Here is a 22,534-nt window from a genome sequence, read left to right on the forward strand (position 1 = left end):
CTGAAAATATTTCACATTGAATTCAGTCTATCGCTTGTTTTAAATCTGCAATTAAATCAGCTTCATCTTCGATACCCACACTCAATCTAATTAGCGAATCCACAACGCCTATTTTTTCACGTTCTTCCTTAGGAATACTGGCATGTGTCATACTTGCCGGATGACCTGCTAACGACTCTACACCACCAAGCGATTCTGCAAGCGTAAAGATTTTCAAGTTTTCAACAATCTTAATGGCTTCTTCATAATTATTCCCTTTAGTTGTAAAAGATACCATACCACCATAAGCCTTCATTTGAGATTTTGCAATATCATGATTTGGATGGTTTTGAAAACCTGGCCAATACACATTTTCAATTTTAGGATGCTGCGCTAAATATTCAGCGACGGCGTGTCCATTTTCGCAATGACGTTGCATTCTAATATGTAACGTCTTAATTCCCCGTAAAGCTAAAAACGCATCTTGAGGACCACAAACAGCACCACATGCGTTTTGGATAAAATACAAACGCGCTGCTAAATCTTTATCTTTAACAATCAAAGCTCCCATAACCAAATCACTATGACCACCGAGATATTTGGTTGCCGAATGCATCACGATATCTGCACCCAATTCTAAAGGTTGTTGTAAATAAGGCGTAGCGAACGTATTATCAACAGCTAACAACACCTCATATCTCTTTGCAATTTTTGCGACTGATACTATATCAATAATATTAAGCATTGGATTGGTAGGCGTCTCTACCCAAATCAGCTTTGTGTTTTCATTAATATTATCTTCTATTCGCTTAGCGTTTTCCATTCCTGTAAAATGGAACTTAATTCCGAAGTCTTCATAAATTTTAGTAAACAAGCGATACGTTCCACCATATAAATCATTGGTTGAAACCACTTCATCGCCTGGTTTTAATAATTTTAAAATCGCATCGATAGCCGCTAATCCAGAACTAAATGCCAAACCATACTTCCCATTTTCTAGACTTGCAAAAGCATTTTCCAAAGCTGTTCTTGTTGGATTGTGAGTTCTAGAATATTCATAACCTTTATGACCTCCAGGAGTCGATTGTGCATAGGTTGATGTTTGGTAAATTGGTGGCATTACTGAGCCATAAGCAGCATCTGGCTTTTGACCGCCATGTATTGTTTTGGTGTTGAATTTCATTATGAATTAATTTAGTACTTTCCAAAAATTGCTAGTGTGGTATATTTTCAACTTCCCAAAGGGAAAGGAATTCGTGATAATGGATTTGTTTCCAATGCATTCTTAGCGTATTTATGATAAAGTATTTCGTTTTAACCTCTATAAATTTTGCCACAAATACACGAATTTATTCGTTCTTGATAATAGTAAATAAATAATTGACTATCTATTTCACAAATGAAACAGACTTATAGTCTATTCCTAAAATCTATAGACCTTCAGTCTATTGCAAATTAAGATTCGTGTATTGGTGGCAAAAAAATCATTTGCTTTTAGTATTGCCATGTACTTAAATGAATTATCAATTGTACATCACAACAAATTTAAATGATAATTCGTTCTATTCAATTCTAAACTATACCTTTAGTGATTGTTTAACATAGAACTCATTTAATTTGAAACGCATCATCCCCTTTTTAGTCTTTATAGTTGTTTTAAATTCTTGTACATCAGAATTTAAACCTGCTACTTTTGAAACCCTATCTGTAGAAGCACCTTTTGAAGCTGAAATTTCAGCAACTTATAGCAAAGCAAAAGGCAATAACGAACTTAGCAATAGCATTAATTCAAACGTTGAAAACGCCATTATTGAAACTTTAAACACTCCTGAGAATAAAAAAGATTTGAATACCGTTTTAAAATCTTTTAATACCGAATACCTAACGTTTAAAAAGGAATTTTCGGAAGTATCAGAACCTGTTTGGGAACTTCATATTGAAACAGAATTGGCCTATCAATCTGAAGACGTCATCACTATAGCCATTAGTACCTATGAGTTTAAAGGTGGTGCACATGGTAACGATAAAGTTAAACTATTAAATCTTGATGCCAAAACCGGAAAAACCTTAAAAATCAATGATTTTATTAAGGATATTGATGGCTTTACAAAATTAGCAAAAACACATTTTATAAAATCCTTAGAAACCAATAAAAAAAATCTAACAATAGAGGACTTCTTTTTCGGCAAACCATTTCAACTACCAGAAAATATTGGCTTTAGTGAAGAAGGTTTAATCTTAATCTTTAATGTTTATGAAGTTGCATCTTATGATTTAGGCTACACCGAATTTATGATTCCATTTGAAGATGCTCAACCTTTTTTAGAAATAAACTAAACAGCTTTTCTTGTCAATCGCTTTATGATCGGTCCAACAGTCAATCCTTGACCGACAATAGACACCACAACCACCACATAAGTGATCACTAAAAATAATTCCCTATGCATTTCTGTAGTAAGGCTCAGGGCCAATGCAATTGAAATACCGCCTCGCAAGCCTCCCCAAGTCATTATTAAATTTGTTTTTGGCACAAAATCCAGACGCTTTTCGAAAAATTTTATCGGAATGAACAATGAAATATAACGACACATTAATATGATAGGAATGGCCAATAAGCCTGCATAAATATATTTACCTTCTAAAGTTAATACCAGCATTTCCATACCAATCATTACAAAAAGAATGGTGTTTAGCAAAACATCTATTAATTCCCAAAACTTATCTACATAAAGTTCTGTGGTTTCAGACATGGCTGAATTTCTAACCGTATCATTCCCAACAATAAGTCCTGCTGTAACCATTGCCAAGGGCGCAGATAAATGAAATTGGTGTGCCAGCATGGTGCCTCCCATTACGGTGGCAAGGGTTAAAATCACTTCAATTTCATAATTATCAATTGATCTCATTAATCGATAGGTGATCCAGCCTAGTAGGAGTCCTAAAATAATGCCTCCTATAACCTCTTGTCCAAATAATGTCGCAATATCCGAAAACTCGATGGCAGCATCTGGTTTTGCTGCAATGGCAAAAATGGTTAAAAAGACTACAACGCCAACGCCATCATTAAATAATGATTCCCCTACAATTTTTGTTTCCAATTTTTTTGGTGCTCCTGCTTTCTTCAAAATGCCTAAAACAGCAATTGGGTCTGTTGGCGAGATTAAGGAACCGAATAATAAGCAATAGATAAAATTAACTTCTAAGGTCATTAACTTTAGAACGTAAAACATAGCAATACCAACTAAAAATGTAGATACCAAAACACCCAAAGTGGCAAACGCCAAGATTGGCCACCGCTGCACTTTTAGTTGGTTAAAATTAGTGTGCAATGCTCCAGCGAACAACAGAAAACTCAGCATAATATCGAGTAGAACGGTTTCGAAATCTATGAGTTTAATAAATTTTTGTTCCTGTATCAACAAGGTATCATCAAATTGGGCAATACCCACCAAAACCACTGTAAATACGATGGTTATAATCATTAATCCAATAGTGATTGGCAGTTTTAAAAATCGAACATTTATATAGCCAAAGAGCGCAGATAATACAATTAAAACAGTGGCAATTGAATAGTAATCCATAAACTTATAGTGATTTTCTGAGTGCTAAAATATAACCTAAATGAATACCCTCATGAAAATTATTAAAATCAATGGCTTCTTCAACATTACTTAACGTGCTTTTTGTGGTCACGGTATATTGATTATAGGTCTGAAATATTTTAGTATCGTAATCTTCTTTTGTTTTTTCAATAGTTGAAAATAGCATGCCTTTTATAGTATCAACTTCAGCTTGAGATAGATCACGTTCAGTTTTAGTACCCTTTCTAAACGCATTGACCATATCATCAGAAACAATCATTGGTAATCCAGATAGTTTATACACCAATAATTGCTGCGTCACAATAGTATGGGCAATATTCCAGATGATATTATTATTAAATCCTTTCGGCACTTTATTCAATTCCTCTAAAGTATGATTCTCAATAAAACTTTTTAATAATTTTCTATTTTTAATAGCAATGTCGAAAGCCCAATCCATAAAATGATATTTTCTTTAAAAATAATAAAATTCATGATAAATACGGTTTCTTTGCATTTTGAAAATATCTCAATCATTATCATGAACAAAATATATTATTTAAGCACTTGTAATACCTGTACACGAATCATTTCTGAACTCAATCTACCCGAAGTATTTGAACTTCAAGATATAAAAACAGAACCTATTACAATCCAGCAGATTGAACAAATGCGAGAATTGACAGATAGCTATGAAAGTTTATTCAGCAAACGGGCAAGGCTTTATAAAGAATTGGGTTTAAAGGATAAATCGCTATCCGAAGACGATTTTAAAAATTATATTCTAGAACATTATACGTTTTTAAAACGACCTGTTATACTTTTCAATAATCAGATTTTTATTGGTAATTCAAAAAAAACGGTTGAAGCTGCAAAACAAAACATAAATGAATAGTAGAGGGTTTGCGATTTTTGCTGTATTTATGGTTCAATTACTTTATGGATTAAATTATACGATTGCAAAAAACGTAATGAATGAAAACTACATTAAACCCTTTGGATTTGTCCTTTTAAGAGTCGCAGGTGCTACTCTAATGTTTTGGTTAATAAGTCTTTTTATGCCCAAAAACAAAATTGAAAAAGGAGATTTTTTAAAGCTTTTAGTTGCCGCTATTTTCGGAGTTGTTGTTAATATGTTGTTCTTTTTTAAAGGGTTAGAATATACATCGCCAATACACGCCTCCGCAATTATGACGGTTATTCCTATTATCATTCTTGTACTCTCAGCATTTGTCCTAAAAGAAAAAATAACAAAACTTAAAATATTTGGTGTGTTTTTAGGATTACTAGGTGCTTTATTTCTAACGCTATATGGTAAATCTGCTAGAGCAGGAGACAATGTACCATTAGGAAATTTACTGATATTTTTAAATGCCGTATCCTATAGTATTTATGTTATACTTATTAAAAAGCTTACATTAAAATACCATCCGTTTGCATTTATAAAATGGCTGTTTTTATTTGGGTTAATTATACTTACACCTTTTGGATATAGCGAGTTAAGCGAGATACAATGGCAAACTTTTACGCCTAATATTACCTACTCAGTTTTGTTTGTAATCATAGGTGCGACCTTTGGAACATACCTATTAAACCCTCTAGCGTTGAACAAACTAAAAGCATCTACAGTGGGTATATTTGTGTACCTTCAACCAGTAATTGCTGGCCTTTTTGCACTTTCCTTAGGTGCAGATTCTATAGATACTGTGAAAATTGGGGCTATGCTACTTATTTTTGTTGGCGTATATATAGTTACAATGAAACCAAAAAAAGCAAATTAACTTGTCCTTAAAATCAGAAGTATATAAAACCGTTGATGCCATTCCAGAAACCTATTGGAATAGCTTATCCTGTTGTACAAATATTTACTATTCACCTGAATTTTTAAGTGCTTTTGAACGCGCCAATACGGCTATTGAATTCAACTATATTTTCATATTAAAAAATATAGAACCTGTCGCATTTGCGAATACACAAATCGTCACTATTGGTATAGAAACTATTACCAAAAACATTACTATGTCTGATAAAATTAGACGCGTAGTCAACAATATGTTCTGCAAAAATCACATTAAAGTACTATTCTGTGGCAACGTATTTTTAAGTGGCGAATATGGGACGTTTTTAAAAGAAGGCGAACCAAAAGTTGAAACCTTTAAAGCCTTAGCGGAAGGTGTAAAACAGCTTTCAAAAAACACCAAAAAACTCAGTGCCATATTTGTTAAGGATTTTGAGAACGAATCGCTCTATATTACCGACCATCTAAAATCCTTTGATTATGCGGCCATGCAAGTTGAGCCGAATATGATCATTACCCTAAAACCCGAATGGCAATCTTTTGAAGATTATACAGAGGCTTTAAAATCTAAATACAGAGTAAAAGCCAATAGAGCAGACACTAAAAGCGAGGTATTGGAAGCCAAATTATTTTCTGAAAATGATATTAAAATCCATAAAAATGAACTTCAAGAACTGTATCAAAATACCATTGACAATGCCGACTTCAACGCTCAAATTTTGAATCTTGACACCTATATTCATCTTAAAAAAGCATTCAAAGAAAAATTTATTGTAAAAGGCTATTTTCTAAATGAAAAATTAGTTGGCTTTTTGTCTGCTATGCAAAACGGAACGCATCTCGATGCGCATTTTATCGGAATTGATTATGCTCACAATAAAGAATTTTCAATATACCCAAGAATTTTAAATGATTATGTAAGACTAGGAATTGCAACAAAATCTGACCAGATCAATTTAGGCAGAACGGCTTCTGAAATAAAAAGTACACTTGGTGCAGCGCCTAAAACGCTCACTTGTTATTGTAAACATAAACGTTACTTACCCAACCAAGTTTTGAAACCGTTTATAAAGAATGTTCAGATAAAGTCTTTTAAGCAGCATTTGGTTTTTAAGTAACAAATTCCTGCGAAAGCAGGAATCTATTAATATGGTATATAACTATTAGGTAAAAAATATCAGACCTGGTAATTAGTCAGAAATATATTCTTTTAATTCCTGTACTCACATCCTTATGGGTAAAAAAACTTATTGTATTTAACTATCTGATATCAAATTTGGGTTAAGCAACGTCGATGAAATATAGGTTTAGATAAAATTCTAGATGTAACTTTTAGTGAATGGATGATTTTAAACAGGAGCTTGAAAAAATAGTTGACAAGAAAAGATTCTTATAGCTTATTAGACCTTTCAGGTTTTGAAAACCTGAAAGGTCTTTGTATAATTAAATTATAGTTTCATTGCCTTCGGCTTTATACCATGCTTGCGAGTGTCTTCTTTTGTCAACACCTTAAAACTATCTGACTTTGGGAATTGATGGGCTAATTCCAGTAACGACTTTGGCAGAGCTGTTAATTTTCTTGCTTTCAAATCAATCCAAGCCCCTTGCATTTCGCAATAGGCCAAATTCTCGCCTTTATGATTGTAAAAATTATGTTCAAACATAAATAACATACCGTCGTCGCTTAATCCTGAAACCTCGATAGTTACTGTAATAGGAGTTCCAATAAAGGATTCCTTAAAATAATACATATGCTCGTAGAACACAACAGGCCCCACATTGTGCTTCATTATTTCTGGCATAGAAAATCCTTGTTCCCCAAAGAAAGCCATTCGTGTATGGCTCATAAAATTGGTGTAGGCCGAATTGGCCAAATGACCATTGGCATCCACATCGCTCCAACGAATTTCAAATTGTTTTTTGTACATAAAATTGATTTAAAATAAGAATTGCAAAGTTATAAAAGTCTAATGTGGGAATCGGTGCCTTTCTAAACTATTTAAAACCATTCAATTTTGTACCTTTGCGCAACTTTAATTAAAGCGTCTTAATGATACAATCCATGACAGGTTATGGGAAATCTGTACTACAGCTCCCAACAAAAAAAATATCCATAGAATTAAAATCCCTTAACAGCAAAAGCTTAGATCTCAACGCTCGCATGCCTTCTATGTATCGCGAAAAAGAGTTAGCCATCCGTAAATTAATTGCAAAACACCTAGGAAGAGGAAAGGTGGATTTTTCACTTTTCGTAGAAATAACAGGTGAAGACACCAGCTCTAAAATCAACAAAACGGTTGTGAAAGAATACATAAAACAACTCAAAGAAGTGGTTGATGGAGACGATACGGAACTCTTGAAAATGGCCATTCGTTTACCAGATGCCGTAACTACAGAACGCGATGATATTGATGAAGAAGAATGGGCTTTAATTGCCAATGGCATCAATGAAGCTATTACAAAAATTGTTGAATATCGCGAGGATGAAGGTGCCACTTTAAAACAAGATTTTTTAGATAGAATTTCTACATTAAAAGGCTTGCTTGAAGCCGTCATAACGATGGATCCTGACCGAATTGATGGTGTAAGAGCACGATTGGAAAAGGGCATTGCCGATATTAAAGAAAAGGTCGATGAAAACCGTTTTGAACAGGAATTGGTTTATTATATCGAAAAATTTGACATCACCGAAGAAAAAGTCCGATTGGACAATCACTTGGATTATTTCACAAAGGCGCTTAATTCTGATGATTCCAACGGAAAAAAATTAGGTTTTATATCTCAGGAAATCGGCAGGGAAATTAATACTATCGGTTCAAAATCCAATTATGCACCAATGCAAAAGCTTGTGGTACAAATGAAAGATGAACTTGAAAAGATCAAAGAACAACTTTTGAATGTACTATAGACGAATTGACAGTCCTAGCCGTAGTATTCAGTAAAAAAATAGTCAAAACGTGTCAGAAATTAAAAATGAAAAACAAGGCAAACTCATAGTGTTTTCAGCACCATCAGGTTCTGGAAAAACTACTATAGTGCGTCATTTATTAAAACAACCAGAACTCAATTTAGAATTTTCCATTTCGGCAACTTCACGTGAAAAACGCGGTAATGAAACCCATGGAAAAGATTATTATTATCTCTCACTTCAAGAGTTTAAGAATAGAATTAAAAACGACGAATTTTTAGAATGGGAAGAAGTGTATAGAGATAATTTTTATGGTACTTTAAAAACTGAAATTGCACGTATTTGGGCCAAAGGAAAACATGTTATTTTTGATATTGATGTGTCTGGAGGACTACGTATAAAACGAAAATTCCCTGAGCAAACGATTGCTATTTTTGTTAAACCACCAGATTTAAACGAGCTTGTAAGACGTCTTAAAGATCGTGGGGAAGAAAGTCCTGAAAAAATAAGTATGCGTGTGGCAAAAGCACCAGCGGAATTGGCCACAGCTCCACTTTTTGATCATATTGTGGTCAACTCCGACTTAGATGACGCTTTAGAAAACGCATATAATTTAGTGTCGGATTTTATTAAAGACTAATCATGAAAATCGGTTTATATTTTGGTACGTTTAATCCTATCCATGTAGGCCATCTCACCATTGCCAATCATTTGGCAGAACATAGCGATTTAGACCAAGTTTGGTTTGTGGTCACACCATTGAGTCCTTTTAAAAAGAAAAGTAGTTTACTGGATAATTACCATCGTTTAGAAATGGTGCATTTGGCAACAAAAGACTACGATAATTTAAGACCTTGTGATATTGAATTTGGGTTAAAGCAACCAAACTATACCATTGACACGCTGACTTATCTTTTTGAAAAATATCCTAAATATGAGTTTGCCCTGATTATGGGAGAAGATAATTTAAAGAGTTTTCATAAGTGGAAAAATTACGAACTCATTTTAGAAAACCATAATATTTACGTGTATCCAAGACTTTCTAAAGGTAAAATAGATACGCAATTTAATGATCATCCAAAGATTATTAAGGTAGATGCACCAATTATGGAACTCTCTTCAACATTTATTAGAAAGGAAATTAAAGACAGAAGAAATGTACGTCCGATGTTGCCAGAACATGTATGGCAATTTGTTGATGAGATGAATTTTTATAGATAAATTCCTGCGAACACAGGAATCCCATGATTGAATACCTGAATTTAAAATACTATAGTAATGGCACTAATTTCCAGACCTTTCAATCCCGAAAGCTTTCGGGACTGAAAGGTCTTTAGTTCGAATCGAAAAATTAATCTATTAGCGAGAGAAATTACGTTTAAATTCACAAGATTCCCGTTTTCACGGGAATTAAAAGTGATAAAAAGCATCTTCATAGTGTGTAAGCTGTTCGGTCGTTTTATTCTTCAAAACTGCAATGATATCAAACCGCGTTTCTAAATCAATATCATTTTCAATAATAAAGGCATCCATGGCTTTTACCAATAATTTAATTTTATTTGGCGTGACAAATTCTTGCGGATCTCCAAAAAAATCAGAATTTCGGGTTTTTACTTCCACGCAAATCATAACATTATTGTGCTTGGCTATAATATCTATTTCGGCTTTTTGAAATACGAAATTGCGAACCATAATCTTATAGCCTTTTGCAAGCAGATAATCTGTTGCTAATTGTTCTCCCAGCTTTCCAAGTTCGTTATGCTGTGCCATAGTTTTAGTCCTTAGTCAGTCCTCAGTTTGTAAAAATTAGTTGAACTATAAAGTTAACATTAATATTATCAATTGCTTATTGACGATATAATTCTGTTTTACGATAATTTCCAGTTTTTCAATTAATCGAAAATCGAGGTTTTATGTTTTCCTTCAAAAGACCAAAATACACAGTTTGAGTTAAAGCATTTTTTTATCAAGCACCAAAAACTTTTCAATAAGCTTTATCTTTGAAATTCAGTAGAAAAACTCATGTCATGGCGAATCATATTAAATGTCCTAATTGTGGCATCTATAACGTAAACAAGGATTATTGCATTCAATGCAATACGCTATTGTCTTATGAAAAAAGAAGGGATATAGAATTTGCCAAAGCTGAAAAAGAACGTCGTAAACGTGAACGTATTCAAAAAGAAACCTCACCCTCTTTTTATGATAAATATAAAGATCATCACCTATTGGGTGTACGGATTTTAGCCAAAGCCTTTCGTTCATTTTGGATAGGTTTCATTGCTATCGGAGTTTTAATTGCCTGGATAATAGCAGCAATAGCCGCATGACGATTCTAAAACATCCCGCTTTTTATGTCAGTATTTCAATAGCATCAACCTTGTATGTTGCGCAACGTTTAGGATTACAACTTCCTAATTGGATGTATTTCTATATCAACGACTTTTTGTGTTTGCCTATTGTTTTGAGTTTATGCTTAGCAGTTTTGAGACTTGCCAGGAAAACTGAAAAATTGTATGTACCATTTTCTGTGGTTTTAGTATTGACCGCCTATTTTTCCATTTATTTTGAATGGTTAATGCCAAAAATAAACCCACGTTATACTTTTGATGTTATAGATATAGGACTTTACTTTTTAGGTGCTATTTTGTTTTTTAGATTTCAGAAAATCTTATTCTGAGAATTTTAAAGTTGCTTCACTTTTACCAACCACTAGATTCACTTTTCTCCCCAAAACTAAAGCACGATTATCCTTTTCATGGCCTGCTGGCATATTAAAGGCAATAGGAAAATCGTATTCTTCAAGCGCATCGATAATCAATTCTTCTGCTGAAGTGCCCCATAGCGTGGTATTCTTTCGCATTTTAGACATGTTACCGACAATGAGACCGTTTAAATTATCAAAATAACCAGCACGTTTCATACTTTGTAACATACGGTCAATATGATATTTATATTCCCCTATCTCTTCAATGAAAAGGATTTTTCCTGAGGTATCAAGACTCGTTTTAGAACCTAACATGGTGTGCAAAACGGTAAGATTGCCTCCTATCAATTCACCAGATGTTTCACCAACTTTATTAAAAGTGGAACCTTCTAAAGTGTAATTCTCTGGATGTCCAAAAATTGCAGATTTAAAAGTATCTAGCGATTCTTTTATATCCCTTAAATTTTTCGTTAAGCTAATACACATCAATGCATGCAACGACTGAAATCCTTCTTTATGAACTAGATTATGTAAAGCCGTAATATCAGAATAACCGATAATCCATTTTGGGTGTTGCCTAAATTCGGAAAAATCTAATTTATCCAAAATCCTTACCGTTCCATAGCCGCCTTTTGCGCACCAGATGGCACTAATTTGTGGATTGTCCATAGCGTTCTGTAAATCTTCACAACGCTCGTTGTCTGTTCCTGCAAAATGATCTGCTTGGTTGAATACGTGTTTACCAACTACGGCATGTAAACCCCAACTTTTTAAAAGTTTTATGGCTTGTTGAACTTCGTCTTCATTGTTTTTTAAAATTCCCGAAGGTGCCACTATAGCCACCGTATCTCCTACTTTTAGATATGGAGGTTGTATTAATTTTGAAGTCATTTCTGAAGAATTATTAGGTTTTTTTTGTGCTTGAAGATCATTCAATCTAATACAAAAAGTAGTTAAAAGCAAACATAATAAATAGGGCTTATAATTCATAAATACAGCTTTTTGTAAAAGTACATTTTTTTTCTAAATCCCTTATATATTGCGTACTTTTGTGCCTTTAAAAACCTAAAACATGTCTAAGAGATACACCATAACCGCAGCATTACCATACACCAATGGCCCAATTCATATTGGTCATTTAGCAGGCGTTTATGTACCAGCCGATATATATGCACGTTATTTACGTTTAACAGGAAATGATGTAGCCTTTATTTGTGGTAGCGACGAACATGGTGTACCTATTACCATAAAAGCGAAAAACGAAGGTGTTTCACCTCAAGACATCGTAGATAAATATCATGCTATTATCAAGAAATCCTTCGTGGATTTCGGAATTACTTTTGACAACTATTCACGTACCACAGAAAAAATCCATCACGACACCGCTCAAGAGTTCTTTAAAACGCTTTATGACAAAAATGAATTTGTAGAAGAAGTTACCGAACAACTTTATGATGAAGAAGCCAATCAGTTTTTAGCCGATCGCTTTGTGACAGGAACTTGCCCTAAATGTGGCAATGAAGAAGCTTATGGCGACCAATGTGAAAACTGTGGATCGAGCTTAAATGCAACGGATTTAATCAATCCAAAATCAGCTATTACAGGAAATGTTCCAACCTTAAAAGAAACCAAACATTGGTTTTTACCTTTAAATAAATACGAAAACTTTTTAAAAGAATGGATTTTAAAAGGTCATAAAAAAGACTGGAAATCCAATGTTTACGGCCAAGTTAAATCTTGGGTTGACGATGGTTTGCGTCCAAGAGCCGTAACAAGAGATTTGGATTGGGGAATTCCAGTTCCTGTTGATGGTGGCGAAGGCAAAGTACTTTATGTTTGGTTTGATGCACCTATTGGTTACATCTCTTCTACCAAAGAATGGGCAGCTCGAGAAGGTAAAAATTGGGAAGACTATTGGAAAGATGAAAATACAAAATTAGTTCATTTTATAGGAAAGGATAACATCGTATTTCATTGTATTATTTTCCCTGCAATGTTAAAAGCAGAAGGTTCTTATATTTTACCAGATAATGTGCCAGCCAACGAATTCTTAAATTTAGAAGGAAAGAAATTATCAACCTCCAAAAATTGGGCAGTTTGGTTACCTGACTATTTAATCGATTTCCCAAATCAGCAAGATGTTTTGCGTTATGCACTAACGGCAAATGCACCAGAAACCAAGGATAACGATTTTACGTGGAAAGATTTCCAAGCGAGAAACAATAATGAATTGGTGGCTATTTTTGGGAATTTTATTAATCGAGTAGCTGTTTTAACTAATAAGTATTATGATGGTGTTGTCCCTGAACCATCAGATTATAAAGCTATTGATGAAGAAACTTTGGCTGCTGTAAAAGCATATCCTGCGGTAATTTCAAGTTCTATTGAACGCTATCGTTTTAGAGAAGCAAGCCAAGAATTGATGAATTTAGCTAGACTTGGAAACAAGTATTTAGCAGACGAAGAACCATGGAAAACCATTAAAACGGACGAAGCACGTACCAAAACCGTGATGTTTGTCGCTTTACAGATTTCAGCAGCTTTAGCAGTTTTGAGTGAACCATTTTTACCGTTTACATCAGCAAAACTGGAAGATATTTTAAATTATAATGATGCTACTTGGGACGACATTTCAACAAAAGCTATTCTAATTCCTGCGGAACATAAACTTCAAGAAGGAAAAGCCGATTTATTATTCTCGCCAATTGAAGATGAAGAAATTCAAAAACAATTAGAAAAACTAGAAGCCAGCAAAAAAGCCAACGAAGCAGCAGTTAAAGTAGCTGAACCTCAAAAAGAGGAAATCACTTTTGATGATTTTACAAAATTAGATTTAAGAGTTGGAACCATTCTCGAAGCAGAAAAAATGCCGAAAACCAAAAAGCTATTAGTTTTAAAAGTCGATACAGGCATTGACATAAGAACTATCGTTTCTGGTATTGCCGAAAGTTTTAAACCTGAAGACGTTGTTGGTAAACGTGTTACCGTTTTAGTGAATTTGGCCCCTAGAAAGTTACGAGGCGTTGAAAGCCAAGGCATGATATTAATGACTGAGGATGAAAGTGGTCATTTGGTTTTTGTGAATCCAGATGGAGAAGGAGTTGGGAATGGTTTACAGATTAGCTAATGCATCAACATAAAATCCTTTTGAAATAACAAAGCTTCCATTGTTTACCTAGTTTTGATTAGAAAAAAAACTTAAACAATGAAAAAGATAGCTATAGTATTTATAACCCTTTGTTTTTTAGCTTGTGGAGCCTCAAAAACGGTTCGAGATTCTAGAAAGACCATAAAAGGCGATTGGACATTAACGTCCATAAAATCTTCAGTCATTGGAGATATAAAAATCACACTTCTTAACGATGCCGAAAAAGCCTGCTTCGAAAATAGTTGGTGGCAATTTATACCCAATAACAACACAGGAATCTACACGCTTTCTGGTATGGGCTGTTCAGCAGACCAACGCTATTTCGTATTTACAATAGACGAAGTTTATGATGAAGCTACAGGATTATATAATTTCCTGTTAAAACCTACCAACCAAAAAGGCAAATCTGAAACCAATTCAGGATTCAGGTTACAACTCACATCACTAACTGATACCAATATGCAATGGCAGCAAACTGTGAGTTTAGATGGAAAGCCCATCACCATAACTATGAACTTTACAAAAATTGAAAATTATGATGATATTTAAAAATAAATCGAATTTAGCCATAACCTTGTCACTCCTATTAGTGTTGATGACAAGTTGTAAGGCCGTAGATAATGCCAACAACAAACAAAAAGGAGCGGTCATTGGTGCTGCTGGAGGCGCCATTTTAGGTGCCATAATAGGAAACAATGTTGGCGACGGCAATAATAGCGAATTAGGTGCTGTCATTGGAGGCGTTGTCGGTGGAGGAGCTGGTGTTCTAATTGGAAGGAAAATGGACAAACAAGCCCAAGAAATCGAAAATGAAATTCCTGGTGCAACCGTAGAACGTGTTGATGATGGAATCGTTATAACTTTTGATGAGAAAAGCGGTGTTTATTTTGCTACCGAGAAATATAATATTAACGCAAAATCGCAAGAAACGCTTAACAAATTAGCAGGCGTATTTATCGAATATCCTGACACCAATATATTGGTGGTTGGCCATACGGACAATACTGGTAATGATGCTTATAACATGACCTTGTCTAAGAACAGGGCACAAGCCGTAACCAATTATTTAATGGGCAAGGGCTTGAGTAGCGGCCGATTTACAACCCATTGGTTCGGCGAAGAGCAACCGATGTACGATAACAGTACAGCCGAAGGTCGTTCTAAAAACCGACGTGTAAACATTGCCATTGTTCCAGATGAAAACATGGTCAATGAAGCAAAAAGGGAAGCTGCTTCCAATTAATAAACTTTTATCAAAACCATTCGGCATTTACAGCTGAGTTAAATATCTTACAGACCTTATAAATTCTAAAATTATAAGGTCTTTTTCATGCTTTCGCTGGGACGTCCAAAAGAGCAATTAATAATATATTCAGAGGATTGACGCTCATAAAATTGCCGATAAAACGCGAGATATTTTGACATTCCTGAAGTGTTGGGATTGCAGAATTTGAGATTATTCTTATAGGCAAATAGAAAGTAAGTGCTCAACAGCTAAATTCCGACGCTGTCGGAATCATCGATTTTCAGAAATAATGAGCAACAAGGATGGTTCTGAAAACTAATCTAGGATTGTAACTAATAGAAAAATATAATCCTAAATCCTTAATGTATTAGCGAATGGCGCTTTAGCGATTTCCTAACAAATCGTTTTGATTTTTTGGTTCGTTTTGCATCAAGGCAAAATGAACAGATTAAAAAAAAGAAGACCGAAGTCAAATAAATTGCTATCAATACGGAATGACTATAAAAAAAGTTGAATGAAGAGGTAAACATTGCGATTGTTCCAGATGAAAACATGGTCAATGAAGCAAAAAGGGAAGCTGCTTCCAATTAATAAACTTTTATCAAAACCATTCGGCATTTACAGCTGAGTTAAATATCTTACAGACCTTATAAATTCTAAAATTATAAGGTCTTTTTTTATGATGTTAACATACATAGCCCAACACACCAACTTACCAGAAAACAGTATCAAAAGCACGGTTCAATTATTGAACGAAGACTGCACCATTCCCTTTATTTCACGCTACAGAAAAGAAGCCACCGGAAATTTAGACGAAGTACAAATTGGCGACATCGTTAAATACAAAGAGCAATTTGAAACGTTGGAGAAACGAAAAATCGCTATTTTAAAAGCTTTGGAAGAACAAGATGTTCTGACTGAAGACTTAAAACAGAAGATTGAAAACACCAAAGATTTAACCACACTAGAAGACTTATACTTACCCTTCAAGAAAAAACGTAAAACAAAAGCTGAAACGGCTCGTAAAAACGGTTTAGAACCTTTGGCGAAAATCATAATGAGTCAGAATGCCAATGATTTAGAATCCATTGCATACAAATATTTTAAGGGCGACATCAAAACCGTTGACGAAGCTCTCGAAGGTGCAAGACATATTATTGCCGAGTGGATTAATGAACGAACGGACATTAGAAATCTTATTAGAAAGCAACTTCAGCGTCACGCCATAATTTCGTCTAAGGTTATCAAAACAAAGTCGAGTGAAGAGAAAGCTCAAAAATTTAAAGATTATTTTGATTGGTCTGAGTCTTTAAGCCGAATTCCATCACATCGCTTGTTAGCTATTTTAAGAGCGGAAAGCGAAGGCTTTATTCGTGTGAAAATAGAAATTGACCATGACAGTGCTTTAGAACAGATTGACAAAAGAATAATAAAAAGTAATAATGCTCGTGCTGAGCGTAGTCGAAGTACTTGTGCTGATCAAATTGAATTAGCGATTTCAGATGCTTATAAACGCTTATTGTTTCCATCGCTGAATAATGAAGCCTTAAGTAATGCCAAAGAAAAAGCAGATGAATCCGCTATTACCGTTTTTGCTAAAAACCTAAAACAATTACTGTTGGGTTCGCCTATTGGCGAAAAACGAGTTTTAGCTATCGACCCAGGATTTAGAACCGGTTGCAAAGTGGTTTGTTTGGATGCACAAGGGAATTTAAAACATAACGAAACCATTTATCCGCACGCACCAAAAAATGACAAAACTGGTGCTATAAAAAAGATTTCATCCTTATCAGAAGCCTATAAAATTGAAGCCATTGCTATAGGCAACGGAACTGCTTCAAGAGAAACAGAAGCATTGATTCGGAAAATCCAGTTCAAAAATGAGATACAAGTTTTTGTGGTCAGTGAAGCTGGAGCCAGTATTTATTCTGCATCCAAGATTGCTCGTGAAGAATTTCCAAATTATGATGTTACCGTAAGAGGTTCGGTTTCCATTGGAAGACGTCTTCAAGACCCATTGGCGGAATTGGTTAAAATCGATGCCAAATCCATTGGTGTTGGACAATATCAGCATGACGTGGACCAGACCAAACTTCAAAAACAATTGGATACCGTTGTAGAGAATTGTGTGAATGCGGTTGGCGTAAATATCAATTCAGCAAGCAAACCTTTATTGAGTTATGTATCTGGTATTGGGCCAAAATTAGCTGAGAATATTTTTAATTATAGATCAGAACATGGAGTCTTCAAATCGAGAAATGACATTATGAAGGTACCACGTTTAGGTGGCAAAGCTTTTGAACAAGCGGCTGGGTTTCTTCGGATTAAAAACGCGAAGAATCCTTTGGACGATTCGGCTGTGCACCCAGAACGGTATACTATTGTGAAACAAATGGCTAAAGACGAAGGTGTTTCGCTTCAAGAGTTGATTGGAAATAAAACGTTGCTTCAAAAGATAGATTTAAAAACATATGTTTCAGAACAGGTTGGTCTATTGACGCTTCAAGATATTATTAAAGAACTTGAAAAACCTGGGTTGGACATACGAGAAACGGCTAAGGTTTTCACGTTTAACCAAAATATAAAAACCATAACCGATTTGCATGAAGGGCAATTATTGCCTGGCATTGTGAATAACATTACCAATTTTGGCTGTTTTGTAGATGTCGGGATTAAGGAAAGTGGGTTGATTCATGTCTCCAATTTAAGCGACAGTTTTGTAAAAGATGTGAATGAGCATGTCCATTTGCACCAACAAATTATTGTAAAGGTTCTGGATGTGGATTTAGTGCGGAAACGGATTCAGTTGAAACTTCACAAAGGATAAAGATATAAGACCGCTTTGCTGTTAGAGGCTAGAAATTAGACTTGATTGTAACTAACTGATAAAATATGGCGGTTTGGATGAAATGTTGAATAAGAAAGTCCCACGCTTACTGAGACCATACCTTAAAATTTCGTGTCAGCCTAAATTGCTTTCACAAATTACACCTAATTCTGACAAGCTGATGAACGATTGTTTAATAATATGAAATTATATTTCACTTATTACCAATCTATAATTTAAAAATTTATATGCTCAAAATAGCCTTCCATCCCATTTACAAACATCCGCTTCCACAAGGCCATCGCTTTCCGATGGAAAAATATGAGCTGTTACCTCAGCAGCTTTTACATGAAGGCACTTGTGTGGACGCTAATTTTTTTCAACCTGAAAAACCAAATGACAAACACATTGTTACCGTTCATACACCAGACTACTACTATGATTTAATCAATCTCACCTTAGACCAACGTGCCGCTCGTAAAATCGGATTTCCACTGAGTGAAGTTTTAGTAGCACGTGAAGTGATTATTGCAGATGGCACAATGAAAGCCAGTGAATTTGCACTAGAACACGGAATTGCCATGAATATTGCTGGCGGAACTCATCATGCCTATTCCAATCGTGGAGAAGCTTTCTGTATGCTCAATGATCAAGCCATTGGAGCACGCTATCTTCAGAATAAAGGCTTAGCAGAAAAAATTTTGATTGTTGATTTAGATGTACATCAAGGTAATGGTACAGCAGAAATTTTTAAGCATGATACTTCGGTTTTTACATTTTCAATGCACGGAAAAAGCAATTATCCATTTAAAAAGGAAATCAGTGATTTAGATATTGCTTTGGAAAATGATACTGATGATACGACGTATTTAAAATTATTAAAAGACACATTACCAAAGTTAATACAAGAACAGCAACCCGATTTTATCTATTACCTCTGCGGTGTTGATGTTATAGCATCAGACAAATTAGGCAAACTTGGTCTGTCGGTTGAAGGTTGTAAAGCTAGGGATCGTTTTGTGTTAGAGCAATGCAAAAGCAACCAAATTCCCGTAATGTGCAGTATGGGTGGCGGCTATTCACCAGATATTAAAACCATTGTTGAGGCGCATGCGAATACGTTTCGGTTGGCGCAAGATCTGTTCTTTTAAATCAGAATTTAACCCTAAACGTTAAATTAGGCGTTCGACCCAAAGAGCGTTGGTTAATTTCTTCTACAACACCATTATTAAATCTATAAAATGAATTAATAATATTCTCTTTATCCAAAAGATTCCAAATAGCGATCCCGAAATTAGCCGTTGTCGTTTTACTCAATTTGAAATCATATAATGCCGAAATATCGACCCTTAAGTAGTCTTCTATTTGACTAGAATTGGTAGCTTCATAATTAATAGTGTTATCAATAATTTCATTTCCAGCCACAGGATTAGTCTTTGGACGTCCGGAATTCCAATTTAAACCTGCCGAAACTTTAAGGTGGTTTGAGCTGTAATTCGTGCCAAAAGCAATAGCATGTGTGACATCAAAATTACTAGGAAATGTATTTTCGGGTAAGGACTGAAACGTATAATCGCTGTTCATATAGGCGTAACTCAACCATGAATTGAATTGATTAAATTGTTTGCGAACAATAAAATCAATGCCTTGAACCTCATAATTGCCAGCAGTTTTAGTAAATTCATATTGGTTTTGAAATCCTTGACTTTGGGTTGTGATGCCTTTTACGTTTTTATAGTAGCCTTCTGCACTCACCAACCAACCGTTTTTATTAAATGAAACTCCTGCTGAAATTTGCCTACTCTTTATAATAGGAATATCGCTGTCATTTGATAATTGCCAACGTCGTTTTTCCACACCCAAAAAATCATTTTGGAAATTTATGATTTGTGAGGTGTTCTGGTGTTTAAATTCCCCTAACACTTCAACAGAAAAATGTTCCATGAATTGATGCGAAACACTTAATCTCGGTTCCAACAAATGCTTATTAAACTTCCCCATATAATTATACCTTAAACCTGCGTTTAGATTGGTATTTCTATCTTTTGATTGGTAGGAAAGCTGTGAGAAAGCACCATGCGTTCTTAGAACTTTGGACACTAAATTTCTAAAAATCGGCTGATCCACATCATCTAAATTGGTGATCTGGGTTTCAACAAAATGATAACCGTTTCGCCATTTTAAGTCGTCACTAAGCTTATAGTCTACTTTTAATTTAATACTGGTTTCAGACACTTTATTTTCTTGAAGAAAACGTTGCTCTTCTAAAATATTTGCATTTATGGATTTTAGTTTATAGTCCGTTTCATAGACTTCTAATGCGGTTTGCCATTTTCTATTCCAAATTTTTGAATATAAAACAGCTCCTGCTATACTGTTTTGGGTTAAACTACTTTTTCTGGAATTTTCGTCCGAATTAACAACCATGTTTTCATTGAACACCAATTGGTTGGCAACATTGATAAAGTTTACGCGTAGTTTTTCATTGGCATTAATCTTATAAAGCCATCGTAAAGACACATCATAAAAATCGAATGTTTTGTTAGAGTTTACAATGTTCATATCATTAGTTTCCACTTCCGTATCTTGCGAAATACGTTCGAAAAAATTATTATATGTTGGTGTTTCCGTGAAATCACTAATCGATTTACGTGCGGCTACCTGAAGTGATGATTTGTTGCCAATGGGCACATCAGCAAACCCATTGGCATCTATAAAATTAATGCCTAAACTGCCGTTAAAATTTTTATTCACTTCACTATCGGTTTGCATGGCAATAGTGCCAGAAACACCATCGGTAAACTCAGTGCCAGAACCATTTTTTGTTAAGGTGACGCGTTGGGTAATCTGCGGATTGAACATGGAAATCAATCCGAAAAAATGACCAGATTGGTACATTTTAATGTCATCCCAAAGTATTAAATTTTGATCATGCGTACCACCTCTTATATTAATATTCGACACGGTTTCGTTGCTACTTTGAATACCTGGAAAAGCCTGTACGGCTTGCAAGACATCTGTATCTATTAAACCTGGAAGGATATCGAAATCGGAAATATCAATCTCAAAAGCACCATTTTTCAACTTATTGATGCCGTTTACGATATAACCAGAAACCATGACTTCAGATAATTTTTGAAGTTTTTCATTTGAATTTTTAGCCACCACTAAAATCATTTTGTCAATGGTTATGCTGTAAACGAAATCTGTTTTTTCTTCTAAATAAAATAAAACCTCGTTTAGATCTAAACGTTTTGGTGGTGGAATAATCTTTACATCAGAAATCGCATCTTCAGCATAATTAAACTGAATATTAAATTGTGTTTCTAAGGTGTTTAGGATTTCAATGAGTGGTAATTTTTCGTTGGTATGCTGTGCCTTAGTTTCATGAGCGAAAAAAAGACTTAAAAATAGGATTAAAATGTAGCATCTATTTGGTTTCGCCATAAATTAGAACTTGGTTGGGTGCACTAATTTTAAAGGTTAAATCCATAGGTTTAGTAATTGATATTAGGGCATTTTCGAGATTATTGTGAACAAATGCTCCTGTAAACAATCTCGTATTATCCGCATTTTTAAGCCTGACTTTAATATTATATTGACGTTCTAACTCTTCAATAACATGCTTGAGCGGAACGGCTTTAAACGCACTTCTTTGATTGGTCCAATTGGGTTGCGACGCTAATGTTTGTGCTTCAGTAAAAGTACGGTTTAAAATACGATACGTTTCTCCAGCTGTCAATTGCCTTTTTATAGTATCTGACGTTACGCTGACCTTACCTTCATAACAGGTGACTTCAAAATAATTAGTTCTGGATTTTACATTGAATTCCGTACCAACTACGGTTACTATACCATTGTTCGTAATCACACTGAACGTTTGTCCTTTAGTGACTTTAAAATAAGCTTCGCCTTCAAGGTTTAATTGTCGCTTTTTAGCCCAAATGTCCTTATCATAGACAATTTTAGAATCTGCATTTAAAGTCACGGAAGATAAATCTGGTAATCTTATAGTAGCTTGTTCACTAGCTAAAGTTTGAGTTTCTACTTTATCTGAATTGAAAACTGTAAAATAGACAGCAACACCTATAATCAAAATACTGGCAACACGAAGCAGTGGTTTTATCCAATGTAAACGGTTTACTGTTGGTGTATTTTCGTAGGCTTTTTTAAAGGTTTTAAAATCATCAACTTTAGAAAAATGAGACGCTTTAAAATATTGCGCTTTATCAATTATGTCTTGATGTAAGGCATAGTCGTTGCGCTCACTAAATACTTTTTCTTCAGCATCTGTGAGGTTGTTGTTCAACCATTTTTTTAATAAATCGTCTTCTTCCATA

Annotated in this window: 22 protein-coding genes; 14 read left to right on the top strand and 8 right to left on the bottom strand. The window is 34.6% G+C overall.

The window, feature by feature from the left end:
* Window positions 1-22 precede the first annotated feature (22 nt).
* Window positions 23-1,162, bottom strand: coding sequence for a cystathionine gamma-synthase (locus HM990_RS17745; RefSeq protein ID WP_178990970.1), 1,140 nt, complete (start codon window positions 1,160-1,162; stop codon window positions 23-25).
* Window positions 1,163-1,596: 434 nt separating this feature from the next.
* Here HM990_RS17745 and HM990_RS17750 point away from each other — a divergent pair, with 434 nt between their 5' ends.
* Window positions 1,597-2,316, top strand: a complete 720-nt coding sequence (locus tag HM990_RS17750) for a DUF3298 and DUF4163 domain-containing protein (RefSeq protein ID WP_178990972.1) — start codon at window positions 1,597-1,599, stop codon at window positions 2,314-2,316.
* Here the strand turns inward: HM990_RS17750 and HM990_RS17755 are convergent.
* Window positions 2,313-3,560 carry a cation:proton antiporter gene (locus HM990_RS17755; RefSeq protein WP_178990974.1) on the bottom strand — a complete coding sequence of 416 codons (1,248 nt, stop codon included), beginning with the start codon at window positions 3,558-3,560 and terminating at the stop codon, window positions 2,313-2,315. The two genes, HM990_RS17750 and HM990_RS17755, sit on opposite strands and share 4 nt — an antisense overlap.
* Before the next feature lie 4 nt (window positions 3,561-3,564).
* Window positions 3,565-4,020: a DinB family protein gene (locus tag HM990_RS17760; RefSeq protein WP_178990976.1), complete on the bottom strand. Its 456-nt coding sequence runs from the start codon at window positions 4,018-4,020 to the stop codon at window positions 3,565-3,567.
* 81 nt (window positions 4,021-4,101) lie between these two features.
* Here HM990_RS17760 and HM990_RS17765 point away from each other — a divergent pair, with 81 nt between their 5' ends.
* From HM990_RS17765 to HM990_RS17775, 3 genes are read left to right on the top strand one after another with little or no spacing between them, the layout of a single operon-like run.
* A complete protein-coding gene (locus HM990_RS17765; RefSeq protein ID WP_178990978.1) occupies window positions 4,102-4,455 on the top strand; it encodes an arsenate reductase family protein in 354 nt (117 codons plus the stop codon).
* A complete protein-coding gene (locus HM990_RS17770; protein ID WP_178990980.1) occupies window positions 4,448-5,341 on the top strand; it encodes a DMT family transporter in 894 nt (297 codons plus the stop codon). Before HM990_RS17765 ends, HM990_RS17770 begins: the two co-directional genes overlap by 8 nt.
* A gap of 1 nt (window position 5,342) precedes the next feature.
* Complete coding sequence (locus HM990_RS17775) at window positions 5,343-6,476, top strand: peptidogalycan biosysnthesis protein (RefSeq protein WP_178990982.1); 1,134 nt, start codon at window positions 5,343-5,345, stop codon at window positions 6,474-6,476.
* A 330-nt stretch (window positions 6,477-6,806) separates the two neighbouring features.
* On the opposite strand, the gene HM990_RS17780 is transcribed toward HM990_RS17775, so the two are convergent.
* Window positions 6,807-7,286, bottom strand: coding sequence for an acyl-CoA thioesterase (locus tag HM990_RS17780; protein WP_178990984.1), 480 nt, complete (start codon window positions 7,284-7,286; stop codon window positions 6,807-6,809).
* 122 nt (window positions 7,287-7,408) lie between these two features.
* On the opposite strand from HM990_RS17780, the gene HM990_RS17785 reads away from it, so the two are divergent.
* From HM990_RS17785 to nadD, 3 genes are read left to right on the top strand one after another with little or no spacing between them, the layout of a single operon-like run.
* The gene (locus HM990_RS17785; protein ID WP_178990986.1) at window positions 7,409-8,266 is read left to right on the top strand and encodes a YicC/YloC family endoribonuclease; all 858 of its coding nucleotides are present in this window, start codon (window positions 7,409-7,411) and stop codon (window positions 8,264-8,266) included.
* A gap of 49 nt (window positions 8,267-8,315) precedes the next feature.
* Complete coding sequence (gene gmk, locus HM990_RS17790) at window positions 8,316-8,906, top strand: guanylate kinase (RefSeq protein ID WP_178990988.1); 591 nt, start codon at window positions 8,316-8,318, stop codon at window positions 8,904-8,906.
* Window positions 8,907-8,908: 2 nt separating this feature from the next.
* A complete protein-coding gene (nadD, locus tag HM990_RS17795) occupies window positions 8,909-9,487 on the top strand; it encodes a nicotinate (nicotinamide) nucleotide adenylyltransferase (RefSeq protein ID WP_178990990.1) in 579 nt (192 codons plus the stop codon).
* A 189-nt stretch (window positions 9,488-9,676) separates the two neighbouring features.
* Here nadD and HM990_RS17800 read toward each other — a convergent pair whose 3' ends face one another.
* Window positions 9,677-10,036 carry a YraN family protein gene (locus tag HM990_RS17800; protein ID WP_178990992.1) on the bottom strand — a complete coding sequence of 120 codons (360 nt, stop codon included), beginning with the start codon at window positions 10,034-10,036 and terminating at the stop codon, window positions 9,677-9,679.
* Between the two features lie 257 nt (window positions 10,037-10,293).
* On the opposite strand from HM990_RS17800, the gene HM990_RS17805 reads away from it, so the two are divergent.
* Together HM990_RS17805 and HM990_RS17810 are read left to right on the top strand one after the other, a co-directional pair.
* A complete protein-coding gene (locus HM990_RS17805) occupies window positions 10,294-10,596 on the top strand; it encodes a hypothetical protein (RefSeq protein ID WP_178990994.1) in 303 nt (100 codons plus the stop codon).
* The gene (locus HM990_RS17810; protein WP_178990996.1) at window positions 10,593-10,946 is read left to right on the top strand and encodes a hypothetical protein; all 354 of its coding nucleotides are present in this window, start codon (window positions 10,593-10,595) and stop codon (window positions 10,944-10,946) included. The genes HM990_RS17805 and HM990_RS17810 overlap by 4 nt, the downstream gene beginning before the upstream one ends.
* On the opposite strand, the gene HM990_RS17815 is transcribed toward HM990_RS17810, so the two are convergent.
* On the bottom strand, window positions 10,938-11,963 hold the full coding sequence (locus tag HM990_RS17815; protein WP_178990998.1) for a S66 peptidase family protein: 1,026 nt from the start codon (window positions 11,961-11,963) through the stop codon (window positions 10,938-10,940). The genes HM990_RS17810 and HM990_RS17815 overlap by 9 nt on opposite strands.
* 82 nt (window positions 11,964-12,045) lie before the next feature.
* Here HM990_RS17815 and metG point away from each other — a divergent pair, with 82 nt between their 5' ends.
* The 5 genes from metG (at window position 12,046) to HM990_RS17840 (ending at window position 19,345) form a co-directional block, all read left to right on the top strand.
* Window positions 12,046-14,100, top strand: coding sequence for a methionine--tRNA ligase (gene metG / locus HM990_RS17820; protein WP_178991011.1), 2,055 nt, complete (start codon window positions 12,046-12,048; stop codon window positions 14,098-14,100).
* Between the two features lie 78 nt (window positions 14,101-14,178).
* A complete protein-coding gene (locus HM990_RS17825) occupies window positions 14,179-14,670 on the top strand; it encodes a lipocalin (RefSeq protein ID WP_178991013.1) in 492 nt (163 codons plus the stop codon).
* Window positions 14,660-15,364, top strand: a complete 705-nt coding sequence (locus HM990_RS17830) for an OmpA family protein (RefSeq protein ID WP_229719445.1) — start codon at window positions 14,660-14,662, stop codon at window positions 15,362-15,364. Before HM990_RS17825 ends, HM990_RS17830 begins: the two co-directional genes overlap by 11 nt.
* A 682-nt stretch (window positions 15,365-16,046) precedes the next feature.
* Window positions 16,047-18,194, top strand: coding sequence for a Tex family protein (locus tag HM990_RS17835; RefSeq protein WP_394351729.1), 2,148 nt, complete (start codon window positions 16,047-16,049; stop codon window positions 18,192-18,194).
* Between the two features lie 248 nt (window positions 18,195-18,442).
* Window positions 18,443-19,345, top strand: coding sequence for a histone deacetylase family protein (locus HM990_RS17840; RefSeq protein WP_178991018.1), 903 nt, complete (start codon window positions 18,443-18,445; stop codon window positions 19,343-19,345).
* A 1-nt stretch (window position 19,346) separates the two neighbouring features.
* Here the strand turns inward: HM990_RS17840 and HM990_RS17845 are convergent, their stop codons facing one another.
* Both HM990_RS17845 and HM990_RS17850 read right to left on the bottom strand, forming a co-directional pair.
* Window positions 19,347-21,641, bottom strand: a complete 2,295-nt coding sequence (locus tag HM990_RS17845; protein WP_178991020.1) for a TonB-dependent receptor plug domain-containing protein — start codon at window positions 21,639-21,641, stop codon at window positions 19,347-19,349.
* Entirely contained in the window at window positions 21,625-22,533 is a 909-nt protein-coding gene (locus tag HM990_RS17850; RefSeq protein ID WP_178991022.1) for a FecR family protein, read from the bottom strand. The genes HM990_RS17845 and HM990_RS17850 overlap by 17 nt, the downstream gene beginning before the upstream one ends.
* Window position 22,534 lies beyond the last annotated feature (1 nt).

The sequence above is a fragment of the Winogradskyella schleiferi genome (assembly GCF_013394655.1).
Classification (GTDB): Bacteria; Bacteroidota; Bacteroidia; order Flavobacteriales; family Flavobacteriaceae; genus Winogradskyella; species Winogradskyella schleiferi.